This window comes from Xanthobacter sp. SG618 (genome assembly GCF_012932745.1).
Taxonomy (GTDB): Bacteria; Pseudomonadota; Alphaproteobacteria; order Rhizobiales; family Xanthobacteraceae; genus Xanthobacter; species Xanthobacter flavus.
Genome location: NZ_JABBHL010000001.1, coordinates 174,093 through 189,402, shown reverse-complemented (window position 1 = coordinate 189,402; position 15,310 = coordinate 174,093). Strand labels below are relative to the sequence as shown.

Genomic DNA, 15,310 nt, shown 5'->3' with positions numbered 1-15,310 from the left:
GGGCTCAGGACTGCCGGACGAAGCGCATTAGCGCGCCGTAGCCGTCTTCCTCGGCATCCTCGGATTCCTCCGCTTCCGCCGGCGCCTCGGTGTCGCTGGCGGCGGCGGCAAGGTCCGATGCCGTCACCTCGAACCCACGGGAGGCGAGGAAGCGCACCGCATCCTCGGTGGAGGAAAACCCCTCCACCGCCTCGGCGAGGACGGCGCTGAGACCGGTGTTGCCCGATGCATCGGTCTTCAGTCGATCCATGTCGGCGTTTGTCATTGAAATACCTCTCGTTGGTTTTGCGTCCTTAAGCCGAACACGAGACCCATCGCGAAGTTCCGAAAGCCCGCGCACGGCCGGCGCGCACGACTTGCGTTCTTGATCCCTTTACCGTCATCCTGCGGCAGTTTCCGCTGAGTGATCCCCGCCCCGCCATGGTTAAGCTTGCCTTCCTCCTTGTCGGAGCCCGTGCATTGCGCGACCGCTGGTGGGTGCTCACCTTGCTCGCGGCCGCGCTCTTCCTCGTCGCCTCCCTGATCCTGATCGACGCCATGGACGGCACCATGTCGGTGGCGACTCAGGTGTTCGGCGGCGTCTTCGTGTTCGAGGGCTTGCTGGGCCTCCTCACCGCCTTCGCCTTCTCAGGCGCGCGCAGCCGGGTTCTGGCGCTCGGCCGTGCGGCCGCCCTCATCTTCCTGGGTACCTTCATTCTCGATTACCCCTCGCGGAACGGGATGGCGCTGTCCCTTCTCTTCGGCGCCGCCTTTCTCGTGGACGGCACGGCCCGCATCGTCACGGCGGCGGTCGTGCGCTTCCGCCTCTGGCGCGCCACCGTGGCGGTGGGGGTGGTCGAGTTGTTCCTGGCCCTGTTCATCGGCAGCCGGTGGCCGCTGGCGCACGAGCTCAAGGTGCCGCTGGCGGTGGCCGTGCTGCTGCTGATGTCCGGCTGGATCATGCTCCGGGCGAGCCTGATGCTGCGCGCGCTGCTCGCCGAGGTCGCGATCCTGAGCCTACCGATCTATGGCGGCCGGGACTGGTACGACAACGCGCCGGTGATCGCGGACGACACCGCGCCGCTGCCGCCCTGGGAGGGGCCGATGATCGTCCACGTCTGGACGCCCACAGGGTCGGCAGACGTGAGGAACCACCATCCGGTGATCGATCGCTACATCGCGGCGGTCGATCGCAGCGGTGCCATATCGACCGGTCACGCCTCCCTCGAGCTCAAGCCGGATCTCTACATCAGCCACTATCCGGCGGAAGAGATCGAACACCCGCCGGCGGAGTTTGCCCGCCTTCTGCGCGCCACCTCCGAGAATGACGTGAAGGGCCGCTTCCAGCCGTCCTACGCCTACGAGTGCGCCAATTGGTGCGAGGCCGACCAGAAGGTGGAGTTCACCCGCTTCGATGCGCGGCGCCTCATGGCCTTCTGGGCCGGCTACCGGCAGGTGGACACCTACAACCTCACCGACCGCAATTGTTCGGTGGTGGTGGCCGCGGCGCTCGATTCGGCGCTGGAGGGCAGCCTCGCGACACGGATGCCCTGGGTGCGGGTGGCGACCCTCATGTTCAATCCCGACGTCTGGGCCGCCGCCTACATCCGCTCGCGGGCGGAGGCCATGAGCTGGACGCCCGGCCTGGTGCTCGACTACGCCCTCACCATGAAGCGCATCGTCGAGCCTGCGCCGCCGCCCTTCGCCGACCGGTTGAAGGACTTCCTGCGTCGCGTCACTGGCGGGCGCACCGGTGCCGCCCCTCCCGCTCGCCAAAGCACCAAGGACGCCTCCAAGCCGGCGGAGCCCGTGCATCCGTGAGCCACGACAGCATCGAGCCGGCGACCGCCACCCTCCCCGAGGCATCGACCCTCGTGGCCCGCGGCGCGGTGATCGCGACGGCCATGGTCTTCGGCCTCACCTATTCCCTGACCGCGCCGCTCATCGCCTTCGATCTGGCCGCACGCGGGCTCGGTGAAACCGTGATCGGCGCCAATGCCGCCATGCATGCCGTCGGTGTGCTGGTGACGGCGCTGATCCTGCCACGGATGGTCGCCCTGCTCGGCCCCCGCCGGCTGATTCTCCTGTCCATTGCGATCTCGGCCGTGGCGCTCGCCGCCTTCCCGATCATGCCGGCCATCTGGCTGTGGTTCGTGCTGCGCCTCTTCCTTGGCATGGCGGCCGAGGCCCTGTTCGTCACCTCGGAGACGTGGATCAACGCGCTTTCCACCGAGAACACCCGCGCCCGCTCCATGGCGGCCTATACCGCGGCCATGTCTGTCGGCCTTGCCCTCGGCCCGCTGATTCTCTCGCTGGTCGGCACGGAGGGCGCCCTGCCCTATCTGCTGGGGGCGGGCGTCGCACTGGTCGCGGCCTTGTTCGTGGCGTCACCCCGGGTGATCGCCCCGCACTTCGACGAGCCGACCATCAGCAATCCCGTCCGCTTCGTCCGACTCGCGCCGCTGGCCCTCTCGGCGACCATGCTGAATGCCGCCATCGAGACCGCAGGCCTCTCCTTCCTCGCGCTCTACGCGGTAGGGCTCGGCTGGGCGGAGGAGCACGCGACGCGGCTGATGTCGGTAATGATGGTCGGCGCCATCCTGCTGCAACTGCCCATCGGCTGGCTCGGCGACACCATGGACCGCCGCAGGCTGGTGATCCTGCTCGCGGTCATCTCGGCGGTCGGCGCGGCGATCTGGCCGCTGGCACTGGGCAATGCGGTCGCGACCTATGCCCTGCTGTTCATCTGGGGCGGCGCCTTCGTCGGCATCTACACCATCATGATCACGCTGGTGGGCAGCCGCTTCAAGGGCGGCGACCTCGTGGGCATTTATGCGGTCTCCGGCCTGTTCTGGGGGCTCGGGGCGCTCGTCGGCCCTCTGGGCGCGGGATTTGCCATGCAGGTCCACCCGCACGGCCTCGCCCTGTTCGCGACCCTCGCCTGCTCCCTCTTCGCCCTCGCAGCCTGGCGGCTGCGTGGGAGCGCGTGAAGAGGCGCGCGAATCACTGGCGCGCTTCGAACGTCTCGATCAGATCGTCGAATCGGAACTTTTTGCCCGATCGACAGGCAATCCCCAGCGCCCGGAAGGTTCGATTCCATCCGCGCTCGGAGCCGAGATCATTGTGGTCGCGCAAGCGGGGCACGGAGGCCGTCATCAGCCACGGGCGTGGCCGAACCGGCGCATAGTCCAGAAGCAGCAGTCGCGGGTCTGCGGCAAACGTGGCGAGCGCGGCATGGAGGTGGTCGATGGTCTCCTCCAGCCTGTCGTCCCTTGGATCGTGCTCTGGCAGGCACTTCCGCACGAAGAGGGTCGTGCCTTCGGCGCAGTCGTCCACCAGCCTGGCCTGCAGGGCCTCGTATTTGGGAATCAGACGCCGCGCTAACTCCGCCTCGTCGAGGGCGAGATAGTCCTCGCCCGCCGGAAACTCATGGCGGTGAACGGTGCCGGACAGGCGCGAATAGAGCGCGCGGTCCCCTCCATAATCGGGAACCTTCATGAGCTGCGCCGCCTCGAACACCGAGGGCGCACCGGCTTCCAACACCTTGAGAACGCTGTCGAGCGGCGTCACCCACCAGTCGAAGGGATAGGCCCGCTCGGACCGGGAGAGGCGGCGCACCTGATAGGCCACCTCGCACACCGAACCAAGACTCACGATTCGGTCCGGAACGAGCGTGGGATTGCGGCGGAGAAGGCGGGACAACATGGCACCCATTTACCATGAGATGGTAAAGGATGCGCCGCACAACCTGACGCAGCGGAAAATAATCCGCGGGGCGAGGCACGCGCTTCGGCGCGCCCGAGGGCGGCGAAAATCATCGAGATGAGGGGGGGACGGGGTTTCCGGCGAGGCCGGATTAACAGCTGGTCGGAGTGGCAGGATTTGAACCTGCGACCCCCACGTCCCGAACGTGGTGCGCTACCAGACTGCGCTACACTCCGATCCAGAGGCGCCGCATCTAGCATCCGCTCCGGGGGGATGCAAGGGGGTCTGTGCGCCAGCTTCGCTTGAACGGTGGATGGCCCCATGCCATAGGAAGCGCGCTCATGGTGCGTCCACCGGTCGGCATCATGGGTTTCAATGGCTTGAGCATGTGGAGTTGGGTCTATGGCGACGGACGGTTTCGCGAGCGGTCTTCTGAAGGGCAAGCGCGGGCTGATTCTCGGTGTCGCCAACAATCGATCCATCGCCTATGGAATCGCCAAGTCGGCCCGGGCCCACGGCGCCGAGCTCGCCCTCACCTATCAGGGCGAGGCGCTGAAGAAGCGGGTCGAGCCGCTGGCGGCTGAACTGGGCGGCCACCTCGTCGGCCATTGCGACGTGACCGAGCCGGAGACGCTGGACGCCGTCTTCGCCGAGACCGAGCGCCTGTTCGGCACGCTGGATTTCGTCGTCCACTGCATCGCCTTCTCCAACAAGGACGAGCTGGACGGCCGCTACGTGGAAACCACGGCGGACAATTTCACCAAGACCATGTTCATTTCCTGCTACTCGTTCACCGCTGTCGCGCAGCGGGCCGAGAAGCTGATGACCAATGGCGGCTCCCTCATCACGCTGACCTATTACGGCGCGGAAAAGTGGATGCCCCACTACAACGTCATGGGCGTTGCCAAGGCGGCGCTTGAGGCGAGCGTGCGCTATCTGGCCGCCGACCTCGGCCCGAAGGCGATCCGCGTGAACGCCATCTCCGCCGGCCCCATCAAGACGCTGGCCGCCTCCGGCATCGGCGATTTCCGCTACATCCTGAAGTGGAACGAGCTGAACTCGCCGCTGCGCCGGACCGTCACCACCGACGAGGTGGGCGACACGGGCGTCTACCTCGTCTCCGATTTGTCGCGTGGTGTGACCGGCGAGGTGCATCATGTGGATGCCGGGTACCATATTGTGGGCATGAAGCATCCCGACGCGCCGGACCTCGCCCTCGTCCGCGATTGAGCCCGGCGCCCGCCCACAGAGGAGACTCACCATGACGGCGCTTGATTCCCGGGCCGCCCGTTTCGCCCTCGCCGTTGCCGTCTCCGCGGGAATGCTCGTGACTGCCGGCGCGGCGCTGGCGCAGAGCCCGCCGACCTTCGATCAGTATCCGCTCCGCGACCGCGTGTTCGGCCCCGGCGGCGCGGTGTTCCCGGATTATGTGACGCCGTCCGAATATGGCGTCAGCTTCATGATCGGGGGCGGCGGCAGCCGCAGCGCGCTCTTCGCCGCCGGCACCTCCGACTACAACTGCCAGCAGACGCAGATTCCGGCCATCCAGGTCCTCTCCGCCCCGCCCGGCGGCAAGGTCGGCATCCAGTTCGGCCGCTTCGTCGCCACCGGTATCGATGGCGGGCACACCACCAAGTGCATCGGCCAGCCGGCCAAGGGGCTCATCGTAAGCTACAAGGGCAAGGCCGCGCCGGGCTCGACCATCACGCTGCGCGTGACCTACCCGCCGCGCGGCGCCTGGTATGACCACGTAATCACGCTTCCGCCGCGGTGAGTGACGCCGCGCCCGACGGGGCGGGCCGGAGAGAGATGACGACGCGACGCTTCTTCCTCGTCCGCCATGGCGAGACCGACTGGAATGTGGTGGGCCGGCTCCAGGGGCGCCGCGACGTGCCGCTGAACACGCTCGGCCGCATCCAGGCGGGACAGGTGGGGCGCGTGCTGGCCCAACTGGCGGGGGACACCCGCGCGCTGTCCTATGTCTCCAGCCCCCTGTCGCGGGCGGTGGAGACCATGCGCATCCTGCGCACCGGCCTCGATCTGCCGGTTGCTGACTTCAAGACCGACATCCGCTTCGCCGAAATCTCCTTCGGCCTGTGGGAGGGACAGACCTGGCCCGAACTGCGCCGCCGCGACTATGAAGCCGTGCGCCGGCGCGATCTCGACCCCTGGAACTTCGCGCCCCCCGGCGGCGAGAGCTACCGCACCCTGTGCGAGCGCGTCGGCGCGGCCTGCGCCGAGATCGAGGACGATGCGGTGATCGTCACCCACGGCGGCGTCATCCGCGCGCTGCTGCACGTGAAGGCCGGCATGCCCGAGGGCGAGGCCTCTATCCTGCCGGTGCGTCAGGGCGCGGTCTATGTGGTCGCGCGCGGCGGGTTCGAGGTCGCGGACTGAGCTTCCGCCCCGCCCTCCACCCTCTTCCCCTTGGCATTTTTCTTGCTGCGTCAAACCGGTAGGCCCGGCACCCGTGTCGTGAAAGCGACGGGCCGGGTCGTTTGTTGACGCCTTTCACCCGAGCCCCGGGGGGACTTTTCATGACCGACATGGCCGAACTGCAGAAGCGGAAGATGCCGCTCAACCTCGCCATCGTCCATGTGGATCCGGACGCCTTCATCGCCCACTACATGGGCTGGCTGGAAATCACCAAGTTCATCACCGCCCTGCGCGCCGGCGATGTGACGGTTCCCGCGGATGGCGTGACCCCCACCCTCAGCCCGGCCGACCTCGCCAATGGCGGGGTGCACAATGTCGCCAACGACGCCATGTTCGCCTTCTGCATGACGGCCGCGCTGAAAGGCGACAAGGCGGCGGTGGACAAGGTGGAGGCCGCCTTCATCGAGGCCTGGGGCAAGGAGTATCCGGGCAACTTCGCCCTCTGGCACTTTCGCACCAATATCGAAACGCCCATCACGCTCGAGGATTTCGTGGGACAGGCCGGCAAGAAGATGCTGCTCGGCGACATCCCGCCCCCGCCGCTGCGCTCCAAGGAGAACTGGAGCGCGGGCCTGCGCTTCTTCGAGAAGGCCCGCAAGTCCAACTTCGTCCACGAGATCATGTACCCGCTGGCCCTGTGGCACCGCGCCAAATGGACCGAGACGCTGGAGAAGGGCATCGCCTTTCTCAAGCACATCGAGGACACGGTCCCGGTGTTGCGCGAGACTCTTGAAGAGAAGCGCAACGACCAGCCCTTCATCGCCAACATCCTGCTGAAGAATGCCTTCGGCGTGGATATGGAGCTGACCGAGGAATATGAGGGCTTCCTGCGTTCCCTCGCCCGCCGGGACTGAGGTCCCCAAGCCTGCGAAGGAAAGAGGGGCCGGGCCTCAGCCCTGCCCCGCCACCTCCTGCCGGTGCAGCACGTGGGGCCGCGACACCAGCAGCTTGTCGATGCGGCGGCCGTCCATGTCGACGATTTCAAACCGCCAGCCCAGCGCCGTGAAAACCTCGCCCTCCTCGGGCAGTTCCTTGAGGTGCGAGAGGGCAAAGCCCGCCACCGTGTGGAAGCCCTCGTCGGTCGGCAGGGCCACGTCCAGCAGGTCGCGCAGTTCGTCCACGGGCGTATCGCCAGCCACCAGATAGCTGCCGTCGTGGCGCTCGACCACGTTGCGCTCGACATGCGCATCACCCGGCTGATGGCCGGCTTCCACCGATCCGGTGATGGCGAGGAGCAAATCGTAGCCCGTCACCACGCCGGCCATGTCGCCGTATTCGTCCACGACGATGGCCATGGGCACCTCGGCCCCGCGCAGCACGCGCATGGCCTCCAGTGCCCCCACATTTTCCACGATGAAGGGCACCGTCTGCACATATTGGCGCGGATCGGGACGCTCGCCCTTGAGATAGGCGTCGAGCACGCGCTTGGCCTGGATGACGCCGATGGTCTCCTCGGGAGAGCCGTCGCAGGCCGGCAGGCGCGAATGGGGCGTGGTGAGGAGAACGTGGCGCACCTCCTCGGCATCCTTGGAGATGTCCACCCACTCCACGTCCGGCCGCGGCGTCATGATGGCCGTCACCGGCCGGTCGGCAAGGCGCATCACGCCCGAGATCATGCGCCGCTCGGCGGGATCGATGACACCTGCCGTCTCGGCTTCGGTGATGATGGCGCGGATTTCTTCGTCGGTGACCGAGCTGGCGCGGCTCCCGCCCCGGCCGAGCAGGGTCAGCACCGCGCGGGTCGAGGCATCGAGCAGCCACACCATGGGCGCCGAGACCTTGGAGAGCCCGATCATGAGGGGCGCGACCATGCAGGCCAGCGGCTCGGCATTCTGCAGAGCGAGCCGCTTGGGGATGAGCTCGCCGATGACCAGCGACACATAGGTGATGGCCACCACCACCATCGTGTAGCCCAGCGGGTGGGCGACACCGGTGGGCAGCCCGGCCTCCCGCAGCGTCTCACCCAGCAGATCGCCGAGGCTGGCGCCGGAGAAGGCACCGGCCAGAATGCCGATGAGGGTGATGCCGATCTGGACGGTGGAGAGGAAGCGGCCGGGGTCTTCCGCCAGCCGGATGGCCGCCTTTGCCCCTTTGTTCCCGCGATCGGCCAGCGTCTTCAGCCTGGCGGGGCGAGACGAGACGATCGACAATTCCGCTGCTGCGAGAACGGCGTTGATGAGAACGAGGACAAGGACGATCAGGATTTCGAGTAGAGGCATGGCGGGGGTGTGGTGCTCCGTCGGCGCACGTCATAGCACAGGATGCCCCTCCTGTGTGACGCCAGAGCCACAAATGAGCGGTGGGCGGCTGGACGTTCCCTTGCCGACCATCCTCGTTTATTGAGCCCGGAGCAGTTCGAGGACAAAGGCGCCATGTCGTTCAACACCTTCGGCCACATGTTCCGCGTGACCACCTTCGGCGAAAGCCACGGGGTCGCCATTGGCTGCGTGGTGGATGGCTGCCCGCCCAATGTGCGCTTCACCATCGAGGAGGTGCAGGCGGCGCTAGACCGGCGGCGGCCGGGCCAGTCGCGCTTCACCACCCAGCGCCGGGAGCCGGACGAGGTGAAGGTGCTGTCCGGCACCCTGCCCCATCCCGAAGGCGGCCTCGTCACCACCGGCACGCCCATCGCGCTGCTGATCGAGAATGTGGACCAGCGGTCCAAGGACTATGCCGACATTGCCGGCGCCTACCGCCCCGGCCACGCGGATTTTACCTACGACATCAAGTACGGCATCCGCGACCATCGCGGCGGCGGCCGCTCCTCGGCGCGAGAGACGGCGACGCGGGTCGCCGCCGGCGCCATCGCGGCGAAGGTGCTGCCCGGCGTCACCGTGCGCGGTGCCGTGGTGCGCATCGGCGAGATCGAGATCGACCGCACCCGCTGGGACTGGGACGAAGTGGGCAACAACCCCTTCTTCTGCCCGGACCCCGGCACCGTGCCGCTGTTCGAGGACTATCTCGACGGCATCCGCAAGGCCGGGTCCTCGGTGGGCGCGGTGGTGGAACTGGTGGCCGAAGGCGTTCCCCCGGGCCTCGGCGCGCCGCTGTATGCCAAGCTCGACGGCGACCTCGCCGCCGCACTCATGGGCATCAACGCCACGAAGGGCGTGGAGATCGGCGAGGGCTTCAACGCCGCGCGCCTCACCGGCGAGCAGAATGCGGACGAGATGCGCCTCGGCAATGAGGGGCGGCCGCACTTCCTCGCCAACCATGCGGGCGGCATCCTTGGCGGCATCTCCACCGGCGCGCCCATCGTCGCGCGATTCGCGGTGAAGCCCACCTCCTCCATCCTGACGCCGCGCCAGACCGTGGACCGGACCGGCCAGGAGACGGATATCTTCACCAAGGGCCGCCACGACCCGTGCGTCGGCATTCGCGCCGTTCCGGTGGGCGAGGCCATGGTGTGGTGCGTGCTGGCCGATCACCTGATCCGCCATCGCGGGCAAGTGGGCCAGACCCCGGCCTGGCCGTTCACGCAAGGCTGACGCGGGAGGCGGGAATGAAGCAGCCAGCCCGCGCAAGGCGCCTTTTTATGGCGGCCGCCGCCCTTCTCCTGTGTGCGCCCGGCCCTGCCCTCGCCTGCGGGCCGGAAGCGCTGGGAACGGCGCGGGTGCTGGAGGTCGATCCCAAGGGCCTGCGCGTCGGCAAGAAGTCCTTCCCCGACACCCTGCCGCTGGCGCCGAAGGAAGTGGTGCTCACCTTCGACGACGGCCCGTGGCCGACCACCACCGCCGCCGTGCTCGATGCGCTGAAGGCGGAATGCGTGCGCGCCACCTTCTTCCTCATCGGCGAAAATGCCCGCGCCCGGCCCCAGCTGGTGCGGCGGGAGCTGGCGGAGGGCCACACCGTCGCACACCACACCATGACCCATCCCGCCGCGACGCTGGCGAAGATCCCCTTCGACGCGGCGGTGAAGGAGATCGAACGCGGCATGGCCGCCGACGACACGGCGGCCTATGGCGCGGCCGGGACGGCGCCCCGCGTGCCCTTCTTCCGATTCCCGGGATTCGCCTCGACGCCGCAGCTTCTGGAATATCTGGACGGCAAGGGCATCGCCGTGTTCGGCGCGGACCTGTGGGCCAGCGACTGGAACGTGATGACGCCGGAGGCCGAGCTGGATCTGGTGATGAAGCGGCTCGATGCGGCGGGCGGCGGCATCGTACTGTTCCACGACACCAAGCCTTATACGGCAGCGATGATTCCCGCCTTCCTCAAGGCCTTGAAGCAGAACGGCTACACCATCGTCCACATGGTGCCGAAGGCACACGGCTAAGGCGCGGTCCGCCTATCCCAGCGGCATCCAGCGTTTGAGGGAAGCGCTTGTGGCACCGGGGTGTGCATATGCCTCCGCACGAACTGCGGAGACGACGGCATGTCCGACGAAATTCCCTCTGCCCTGCTGGTCTTCGCAGGCACCTACGCGGCCATGGTTCTGGTCCCGGGTGCGAACTTCCTGGTGGTCAGCCGTGCCAGCCTCGCCGGCCGGCCCATCGGACTCGCCGCCGCGCTCGGTGTCTCCGCCGGTGCAACGGTCAACGTCACCACCGTCGTCATCTGTCTCGGCCTGTTGAGCGGGATTGACCCTTCGGGCGATCTCGGACGGTTGCAGCTGGTATTCTGCCTGCTCTACGCCGTCCTTCTGCTGCGCGCCGGAATCAGCTGCCTGCTGGAGGTGTGGACGCTGCGCGGCCGTTCGGGCCCGACACCCCAGGCCACCGTCCACCGGACCGGACGCGAGGCGTTTCGCCTCGGCTTCCTCACCGCGGTCACCAACCCCGTATCTTTGTCGTTCTTCCTGGCGTCGGGCGGGCTGCTCGCCGCCGCGGCCGGCCGGGGAGCGATGTTTGCCAGTCCGGTGCTGGTGTTTTCGGTGGCGGCGGGATGGTTCGGCCTGCTCGCCGTCCTCTTTTCCGCCCCGCCCGCCCGCCGGCTTTATCTGAAGATGCGATCCGCTGCCGACACGTGTATCGGCGCGCTCCTTATCGTCGCGAGCGGCCTCGTGCTGCTGCGGGTGGTCTCCCGGCTCTGACCGATGACAGGACCGAAAACGAAAAAGGCCCTCGCCGAAGTCCGGCAAGGGCCTTTTTCAAAAGCCAGATCAACCTGGTGCGGACGAGAGGACTCGAACCTCCACGGGTCTCCCCACTAGCACCTCAAGCTAGCGCGTCTACCAATTCCGCCACGACCGCAGTCAGGGATGGCACCGACCTCAGGTTCCTCGGGAGAGGACCGCTTCCGGCCGGGGGCCATCGTCTAACAGATCGAATGTGTCGCCACAAGTGCCCTGCAAAGGTAAGGCGCGCCGCAGTGCCCGGCCTGTGGATGACGGTTCCGCGAACCCTGCAACGGCAGGGCTGGACCGGGCGCGCGGATGGATTAAAGCAGTTCTCATGACAGCCTTCGTCACCCCCGCCGCGATCACCCGCGGCAGCCTGGAAGCCGCCTTTCGCCCGCTCGATTCCTCCGCGCCGCCGGTGGAATGGGTGGTGAGCGACGGCCTCGTCGCCTATCCGGAGGCCCTCGCCGCCATGGAGGCGCGCGCGGCCGCCATCGCCGAGGGCACGGCGCCGGAATGCGTCTGGCTGCTGGAGCATCCCCCGCTCTATACCGCCGGCACCAGCGCCAAACCGGAAGATCTCGTGGACGCCCGATTCCCGGTCTACGAGACCGGCCGCGGCGGCCAGTTCACCTATCACGGGCCCGGCCAGCGCGTGGCCTATGCCATGCTCGACCTCAAGCGCCGCTCGCCCGACGTGCGCCGCTATGTGAGCGCGCTGGAAGCCTGGATCATCGGCACCCTCTCCGCCTTCAACGTCACCGGCGAGCGGCGTGAGGACCGGGTGGGCGTGTGGGTGCGCCGCAAGGGCGGCGGAGAAGACAAGATCGCCGCCATTGGCATCCGCGTGCGCCGCTGGGTGACCTTCCACGGCATCTCGCTGAACGTGGAGCCGGACCTTTCCCACTTCGGCGGCATCGTTCCCTGCGGCGTGCGCGAGCACGGCGTCACCAGCCTCGCCGACCTCGGCCTGCCGGTGAGCATGGCGGAAGTGGACGCGGTGATGCGGGTGGCGTTCGAGGAAGTGTTCGGGAAGACCGTGCCGGGCGATCCGCTCGCCTGAGGGGCGGGCAGGCTAGCGGTCCTTACTCCCCTCTCCCCTTGCGGGAGAGGGCTGGGGGTGAGGGGTAAGATTCTCTTCGCGCAAGCAACGCCGGCTCGTGGGGCACAATACCCCTCACCCCTACCCTCTCCCGCAAGGGGAGAGGGAGTTAGGGTCGCGCGGCGACAGCGCGCCTCTCCCCCTCTCAGAGAGAAGGGAAACCCCTCAGATCCCGAGCTTCGCCTTCAGGATATCGTTCAGCGCCTGGGGATTCGCCTTGCCGCCGGAGGCCTTCATGGCCTGGCCGACGAACCAGCCGAGCATGGTGGGCTTGGCCTGCACCTGGGCCACCTTGTCCGGATTGGCGGCGATGATCTCGTCCACCACCTTCTCGATGGCGCCGGTATCCGTCACCTGCTTCATGCCGCGGGCCTCGACCACCACGCGCGGGTCGCCGCCCTCGGTGAAGACGATCTCGAACAGGTCCTTGGCGATCTTGGAGGAGATGGTCCCCTCGCCGATGAGGTCCAGGATGGTGCCGATCTGCTGGGGCGAAACGGGCGAGGAGGTGATGTCCTTGCCCTCCTTGTTCAGCCGGCCGAATAGCTCGTTGATGACGAAGTTCGCCGCCGCCTTGCCGTCGCGCTTGGCGCCGCCGCCTTCCACCACCTGCTCGAAATAGTCGGCCGTATCGCGCTCGGCCACCAGCACGCCGGCGTCGTAGGGCGAGAGGCCGTATTCGGCGATGAAGCGCGCCTTCTTCTCGTCCGGCAGCTCGGGCAGGTTCGCCTTCAGCGCCTCCACCCACTCGGCCTTGATGTCGAGAGGCAGCAGGTCCGGATCGGGGAAGTAGCGATAATCATGCGCTTCTTCCTTGGAGCGCATGGACCGCGTCTCGCCCTTGGTCGGGTCGAACAGGCGCGTCTCCTGGGCGATGGTGCCGCCATCCTCCAGAATCTCGATCTGCCGGCGAGCCTCCGCCTCCACCGCCTGACCGATGAAGCGGATGGAGTTGACGTTCTTGATCTCGCAGCGCGTGCCCAGCTCATCGCCCGGCCGGCGCACGGAGACGTTCACGTCGGCGCGCAGGTTGCCCTTCTCCATGTCGCCGTCGCAGGTGCCGAGATAGCGCAGGATGGTGCGCAGCTTGGTCACGTACGCCTTCGCCTCCTCTGCCGAACGCAGATCGGGGCGGGAGACGATCTCCATCAGCGCCACGCCGGAGCGGTTGAGGTCCACGAAGGAGAGGGTGGGCGACAGGTCATGGATGGACTTGCCGGCGTCCTGCTCCAGATGCAGGCGCTCGATGCCCACCGTGAAGCTCTCGCCGTCCGGCAGGTCGACGATGACCTCGCCCTCGCCCACCACCGGCTGCTTGTACTGGCTGATCTGGTAACCCTGCGGCAGGTCCGGATAGAAATAGTTCTTCCGGTCGAACACCGAATGCAGGTTGATCTCGGCCTTCAGCCCAAGGCCGGTGCGCACCGCCTGCGCGACGCACTCCTTGTTAATGACGGGCAGCATGCCGGGCATGGCCGCATCCACCAGCGACACGTGATCGTTGGGCTCGCCGCCGAAGGCGGTGGAGGCGCCGGAGAACAGCTTGGCATTGGAAGCGACCTGGGCGTGCACCTCCATGCCGATCACCACCTCCCAATCACCGGTGGCGCCGGAAATCAGCTTTTTGGCCTCCGCAGGCCGGGTGTGAAGGGTCATGGTCGTCCTATCGTCGTGCGCGGATGGCCCGCGCTGTCAGGTCCATTGCGGCAACGCCGCATTCTGGTCGGTGTCGTACCCCTAGGCGACATTGCAGGCAACGGCCATAAGCTGCCGATACGTCAGGACATACTTTGTTACACCAAGTTATCTGCGCCTCATTTCGCCCGCAAAACGGCCACGCCCTCGCTACCACCCTACCCAAATTCCGCTCGCCCTGCCCGTAGATTGAGCAGCGGGGCTTTGTAGGAGTTGAGCAGATGAGACTGGCGGGGGTCTCCATTGTTCGCGATGAGGCGGATATAATCGAAGCGTGGGTTCGCCATAACCTGCACTTCTTAGATCATCTTTACATTGTGGATGACGGCAGCACAGATCAAACAACGCGCATCCTTGAGATGCTATTTAAAGAAGGTCTTCCGATTTCGCTGACGCTGGAGAAATCACCGGCAGCCTATCATCAAGGGCAGCGCACCACGGCGTTGGTCGAACAGGCGATGGAAACAGCGCCTTGGGACTTTGTCTTCCCGTTGGATGGTGACGAATTCATTGTTGCCGAGGATCGGGCGGCGCTGGAGGCAGATCTCGAAGCCATCGGCGGCTATCGCCTCGGCGGGCTGAACCCGCGCCATTACCTCATGACCGACGAGGACGACCTCAACGAGCCCTGTCCCCTCACCCGGCTTCGCCATGTCGCAGTGCATGATCCCTATATCTTCAAGGTCGTCGTGCCGGGCCGACTGGCCTGCGAGCGCGGCTTTGCCGTCGTCGACGGCAACCATCGCGCCACCAAGTGGGATGTCCCACTGCCGATCACCCTTCTGCCAAACGTGCAGCTCGCCCATTTCCCGGCGCGTTCCGAGGCCCAATTGGTGAGCAAGGGCCTCGCCGGCTATCTGCGCTGGACCGCGCGAACCGACTTTTCCAACGGCGCGCCGGATCGGCTCCTCGAAGGCGTGGGCATCCTCAAGGAAGAGCACGATATCAAGGTGCATGCCCTCGGCCGGCTGGCCGAGGCGCTGGGCCCGGACCGGGGCGGCCGCACAGCGAGGCTCCAGCCCTTCGTCGAGCGCAGGGGCGAGGTGCGCCATCCCGAACTGGCCCGCATCTTCCCCTATCGCCGCGTGCTCTCGGCGACTGACGATCTCGTGCACGCCTTCAAGGCGGCGCTCGTCGAGAACAAGGAGCTGAGGGAAGGCGGCGCCACCTTCCAGTCACGCCTCCTCGCAGCGTTTTCCCGGAACCTGAAGTCGCTGCGTAGGCGTCTCACCGCCCTCCGTCATGCCCAAGACTTACCGAAGGAGCCGCTCGGGTACTCGTGACCAGACCGGCTCAGCCTCGGGCGAGGACTCGTCCGCAAGGAAAGTCGGGGC

The 15,310-nt window shown here is 67.0% G+C and carries 15 protein-coding genes and 2 tRNA genes; 11 read left to right on the top strand and 6 right to left on the bottom strand.

Annotated elements, in window-relative coordinates:
- Positions 1-4: 4 nt before the first annotated feature.
- Complete coding sequence (locus FHT36_RS00925) at positions 5-265, bottom strand: hypothetical protein (protein WP_169120291.1); 261 nt, start codon at positions 263-265, stop codon at positions 5-7.
- 155 nt (positions 266-420) lie between these two features.
- On the opposite strand from FHT36_RS00925, the gene FHT36_RS00920 reads away from it, so the two are divergent.
- A complete protein-coding gene (locus tag FHT36_RS00920) occupies positions 421-1,800 on the top strand; it encodes an HdeD family acid-resistance protein (protein WP_210257522.1) in 1,380 nt (459 codons plus the stop codon).
- The gene (locus tag FHT36_RS00915; protein WP_348644359.1) at positions 1,797-2,969 is read left to right on the top strand and encodes an MFS transporter; all 1,173 of its coding nucleotides are present in this window, start codon (positions 1,797-1,799) and stop codon (positions 2,967-2,969) included. The genes FHT36_RS00920 and FHT36_RS00915 overlap by 4 nt, the downstream gene beginning before the upstream one ends.
- A 13-nt stretch (positions 2,970-2,982) precedes the next feature.
- Here the strand turns inward: FHT36_RS00915 and FHT36_RS00910 are convergent, their stop codons facing one another.
- Positions 2,983-3,633, bottom strand: coding sequence for a DUF1796 family putative cysteine peptidase (locus FHT36_RS00910; protein WP_169120289.1), 651 nt, complete (start codon positions 3,631-3,633; stop codon positions 2,983-2,985).
- 210 nt (positions 3,634-3,843) lie between these two features.
- Positions 3,844-3,920 (bottom strand) — tRNA-Pro (locus tag FHT36_RS00905).
- Between the two features lie 166 nt (positions 3,921-4,086).
- Between FHT36_RS00905 and fabI the strand changes: the two genes are divergently transcribed.
- The 4 genes from fabI to FHT36_RS00885 all read left to right on the top strand — a co-directional run bounded on the left by fabI (position 4,087) and on the right by FHT36_RS00885 (position 6,974).
- Positions 4,087-4,914: an enoyl-ACP reductase FabI gene (gene fabI, locus FHT36_RS00900; RefSeq protein WP_169120287.1), complete on the top strand. Its 828-nt coding sequence runs from the start codon at positions 4,087-4,089 to the stop codon at positions 4,912-4,914.
- 31 nt (positions 4,915-4,945) lie between these two features.
- Positions 4,946-5,458, top strand: a complete 513-nt coding sequence (locus tag FHT36_RS00895) for a hypothetical protein (protein WP_169120285.1) — start codon at positions 4,946-4,948, stop codon at positions 5,456-5,458.
- A gap of 35 nt (positions 5,459-5,493) precedes the next feature.
- Entirely contained in the window at positions 5,494-6,081 is a 588-nt protein-coding gene (locus tag FHT36_RS00890; RefSeq protein WP_169120283.1) for a histidine phosphatase family protein, read from the top strand.
- 140 nt (positions 6,082-6,221) lie between these two features.
- Positions 6,222-6,974 (top strand): hypothetical protein, encoded by a 753-nt coding sequence (locus tag FHT36_RS00885; protein ID WP_169120281.1) that lies wholly within the window; start codon positions 6,222-6,224, stop codon positions 6,972-6,974.
- 36 nt (positions 6,975-7,010) lie between these two features.
- Here FHT36_RS00885 and FHT36_RS00880 read toward each other — a convergent pair whose 3' ends face one another.
- A complete protein-coding gene (locus FHT36_RS00880) occupies positions 7,011-8,339 on the bottom strand; it encodes a hemolysin family protein (RefSeq protein ID WP_169120279.1) in 1,329 nt (442 codons plus the stop codon).
- Between the two features lie 153 nt (positions 8,340-8,492).
- On the opposite strand from FHT36_RS00880, the gene aroC reads away from it, so the two are divergent.
- The 3 genes from aroC (at position 8,493) to FHT36_RS00865 (ending at position 11,152) form a co-directional block, all read left to right on the top strand.
- Entirely contained in the window at positions 8,493-9,608 is a 1,116-nt protein-coding gene (gene aroC, locus FHT36_RS00875) for a chorismate synthase (RefSeq protein ID WP_169120277.1), read from the top strand.
- Positions 9,609-9,655: 47 nt separating this feature from the next.
- Positions 9,656-10,396, top strand: coding sequence for a polysaccharide deacetylase family protein (locus FHT36_RS00870; protein ID WP_169120268.1), 741 nt, complete (start codon positions 9,656-9,658; stop codon positions 10,394-10,396).
- Positions 10,397-10,495: 99 nt separating this feature from the next.
- Positions 10,496-11,152 (top strand): LysE family transporter, encoded by a 657-nt coding sequence (locus FHT36_RS00865; protein ID WP_169120266.1) that lies wholly within the window; start codon positions 10,496-10,498, stop codon positions 11,150-11,152.
- 75 nt (positions 11,153-11,227) lie between these two features.
- Here FHT36_RS00865 and FHT36_RS00860 read toward each other — a convergent pair.
- A tRNA-Leu gene (locus FHT36_RS00860) sits at positions 11,228-11,312 on the bottom strand.
- Positions 11,313-11,513: 201 nt separating this feature from the next.
- On the opposite strand from FHT36_RS00860, the gene lipB reads away from it, so the two are divergent.
- Positions 11,514-12,242: a lipoyl(octanoyl) transferase LipB gene (gene lipB / locus FHT36_RS00855; RefSeq protein WP_169120264.1), complete on the top strand. Its 729-nt coding sequence runs from the start codon at positions 11,514-11,516 to the stop codon at positions 12,240-12,242.
- Between the two features lie 204 nt (positions 12,243-12,446).
- On the opposite strand, the gene gatB is transcribed toward lipB, so the two are convergent.
- Positions 12,447-13,937 carry an Asp-tRNA(Asn)/Glu-tRNA(Gln) amidotransferase subunit GatB gene (gatB, locus tag FHT36_RS00850; RefSeq protein WP_169120262.1) on the bottom strand — a complete coding sequence of 497 codons (1,491 nt, stop codon included), beginning with the start codon at positions 13,935-13,937 and terminating at the stop codon, positions 12,447-12,449.
- 260 nt (positions 13,938-14,197) lie between these two features.
- On the opposite strand from gatB, the gene FHT36_RS00845 reads away from it, so the two are divergent.
- Positions 14,198-15,259, top strand: coding sequence for a glycosyltransferase family 2 protein (locus tag FHT36_RS00845; RefSeq protein WP_169120260.1), 1,062 nt, complete (start codon positions 14,198-14,200; stop codon positions 15,257-15,259).
- Positions 15,260-15,310: the final 51 nt, after the last annotated feature.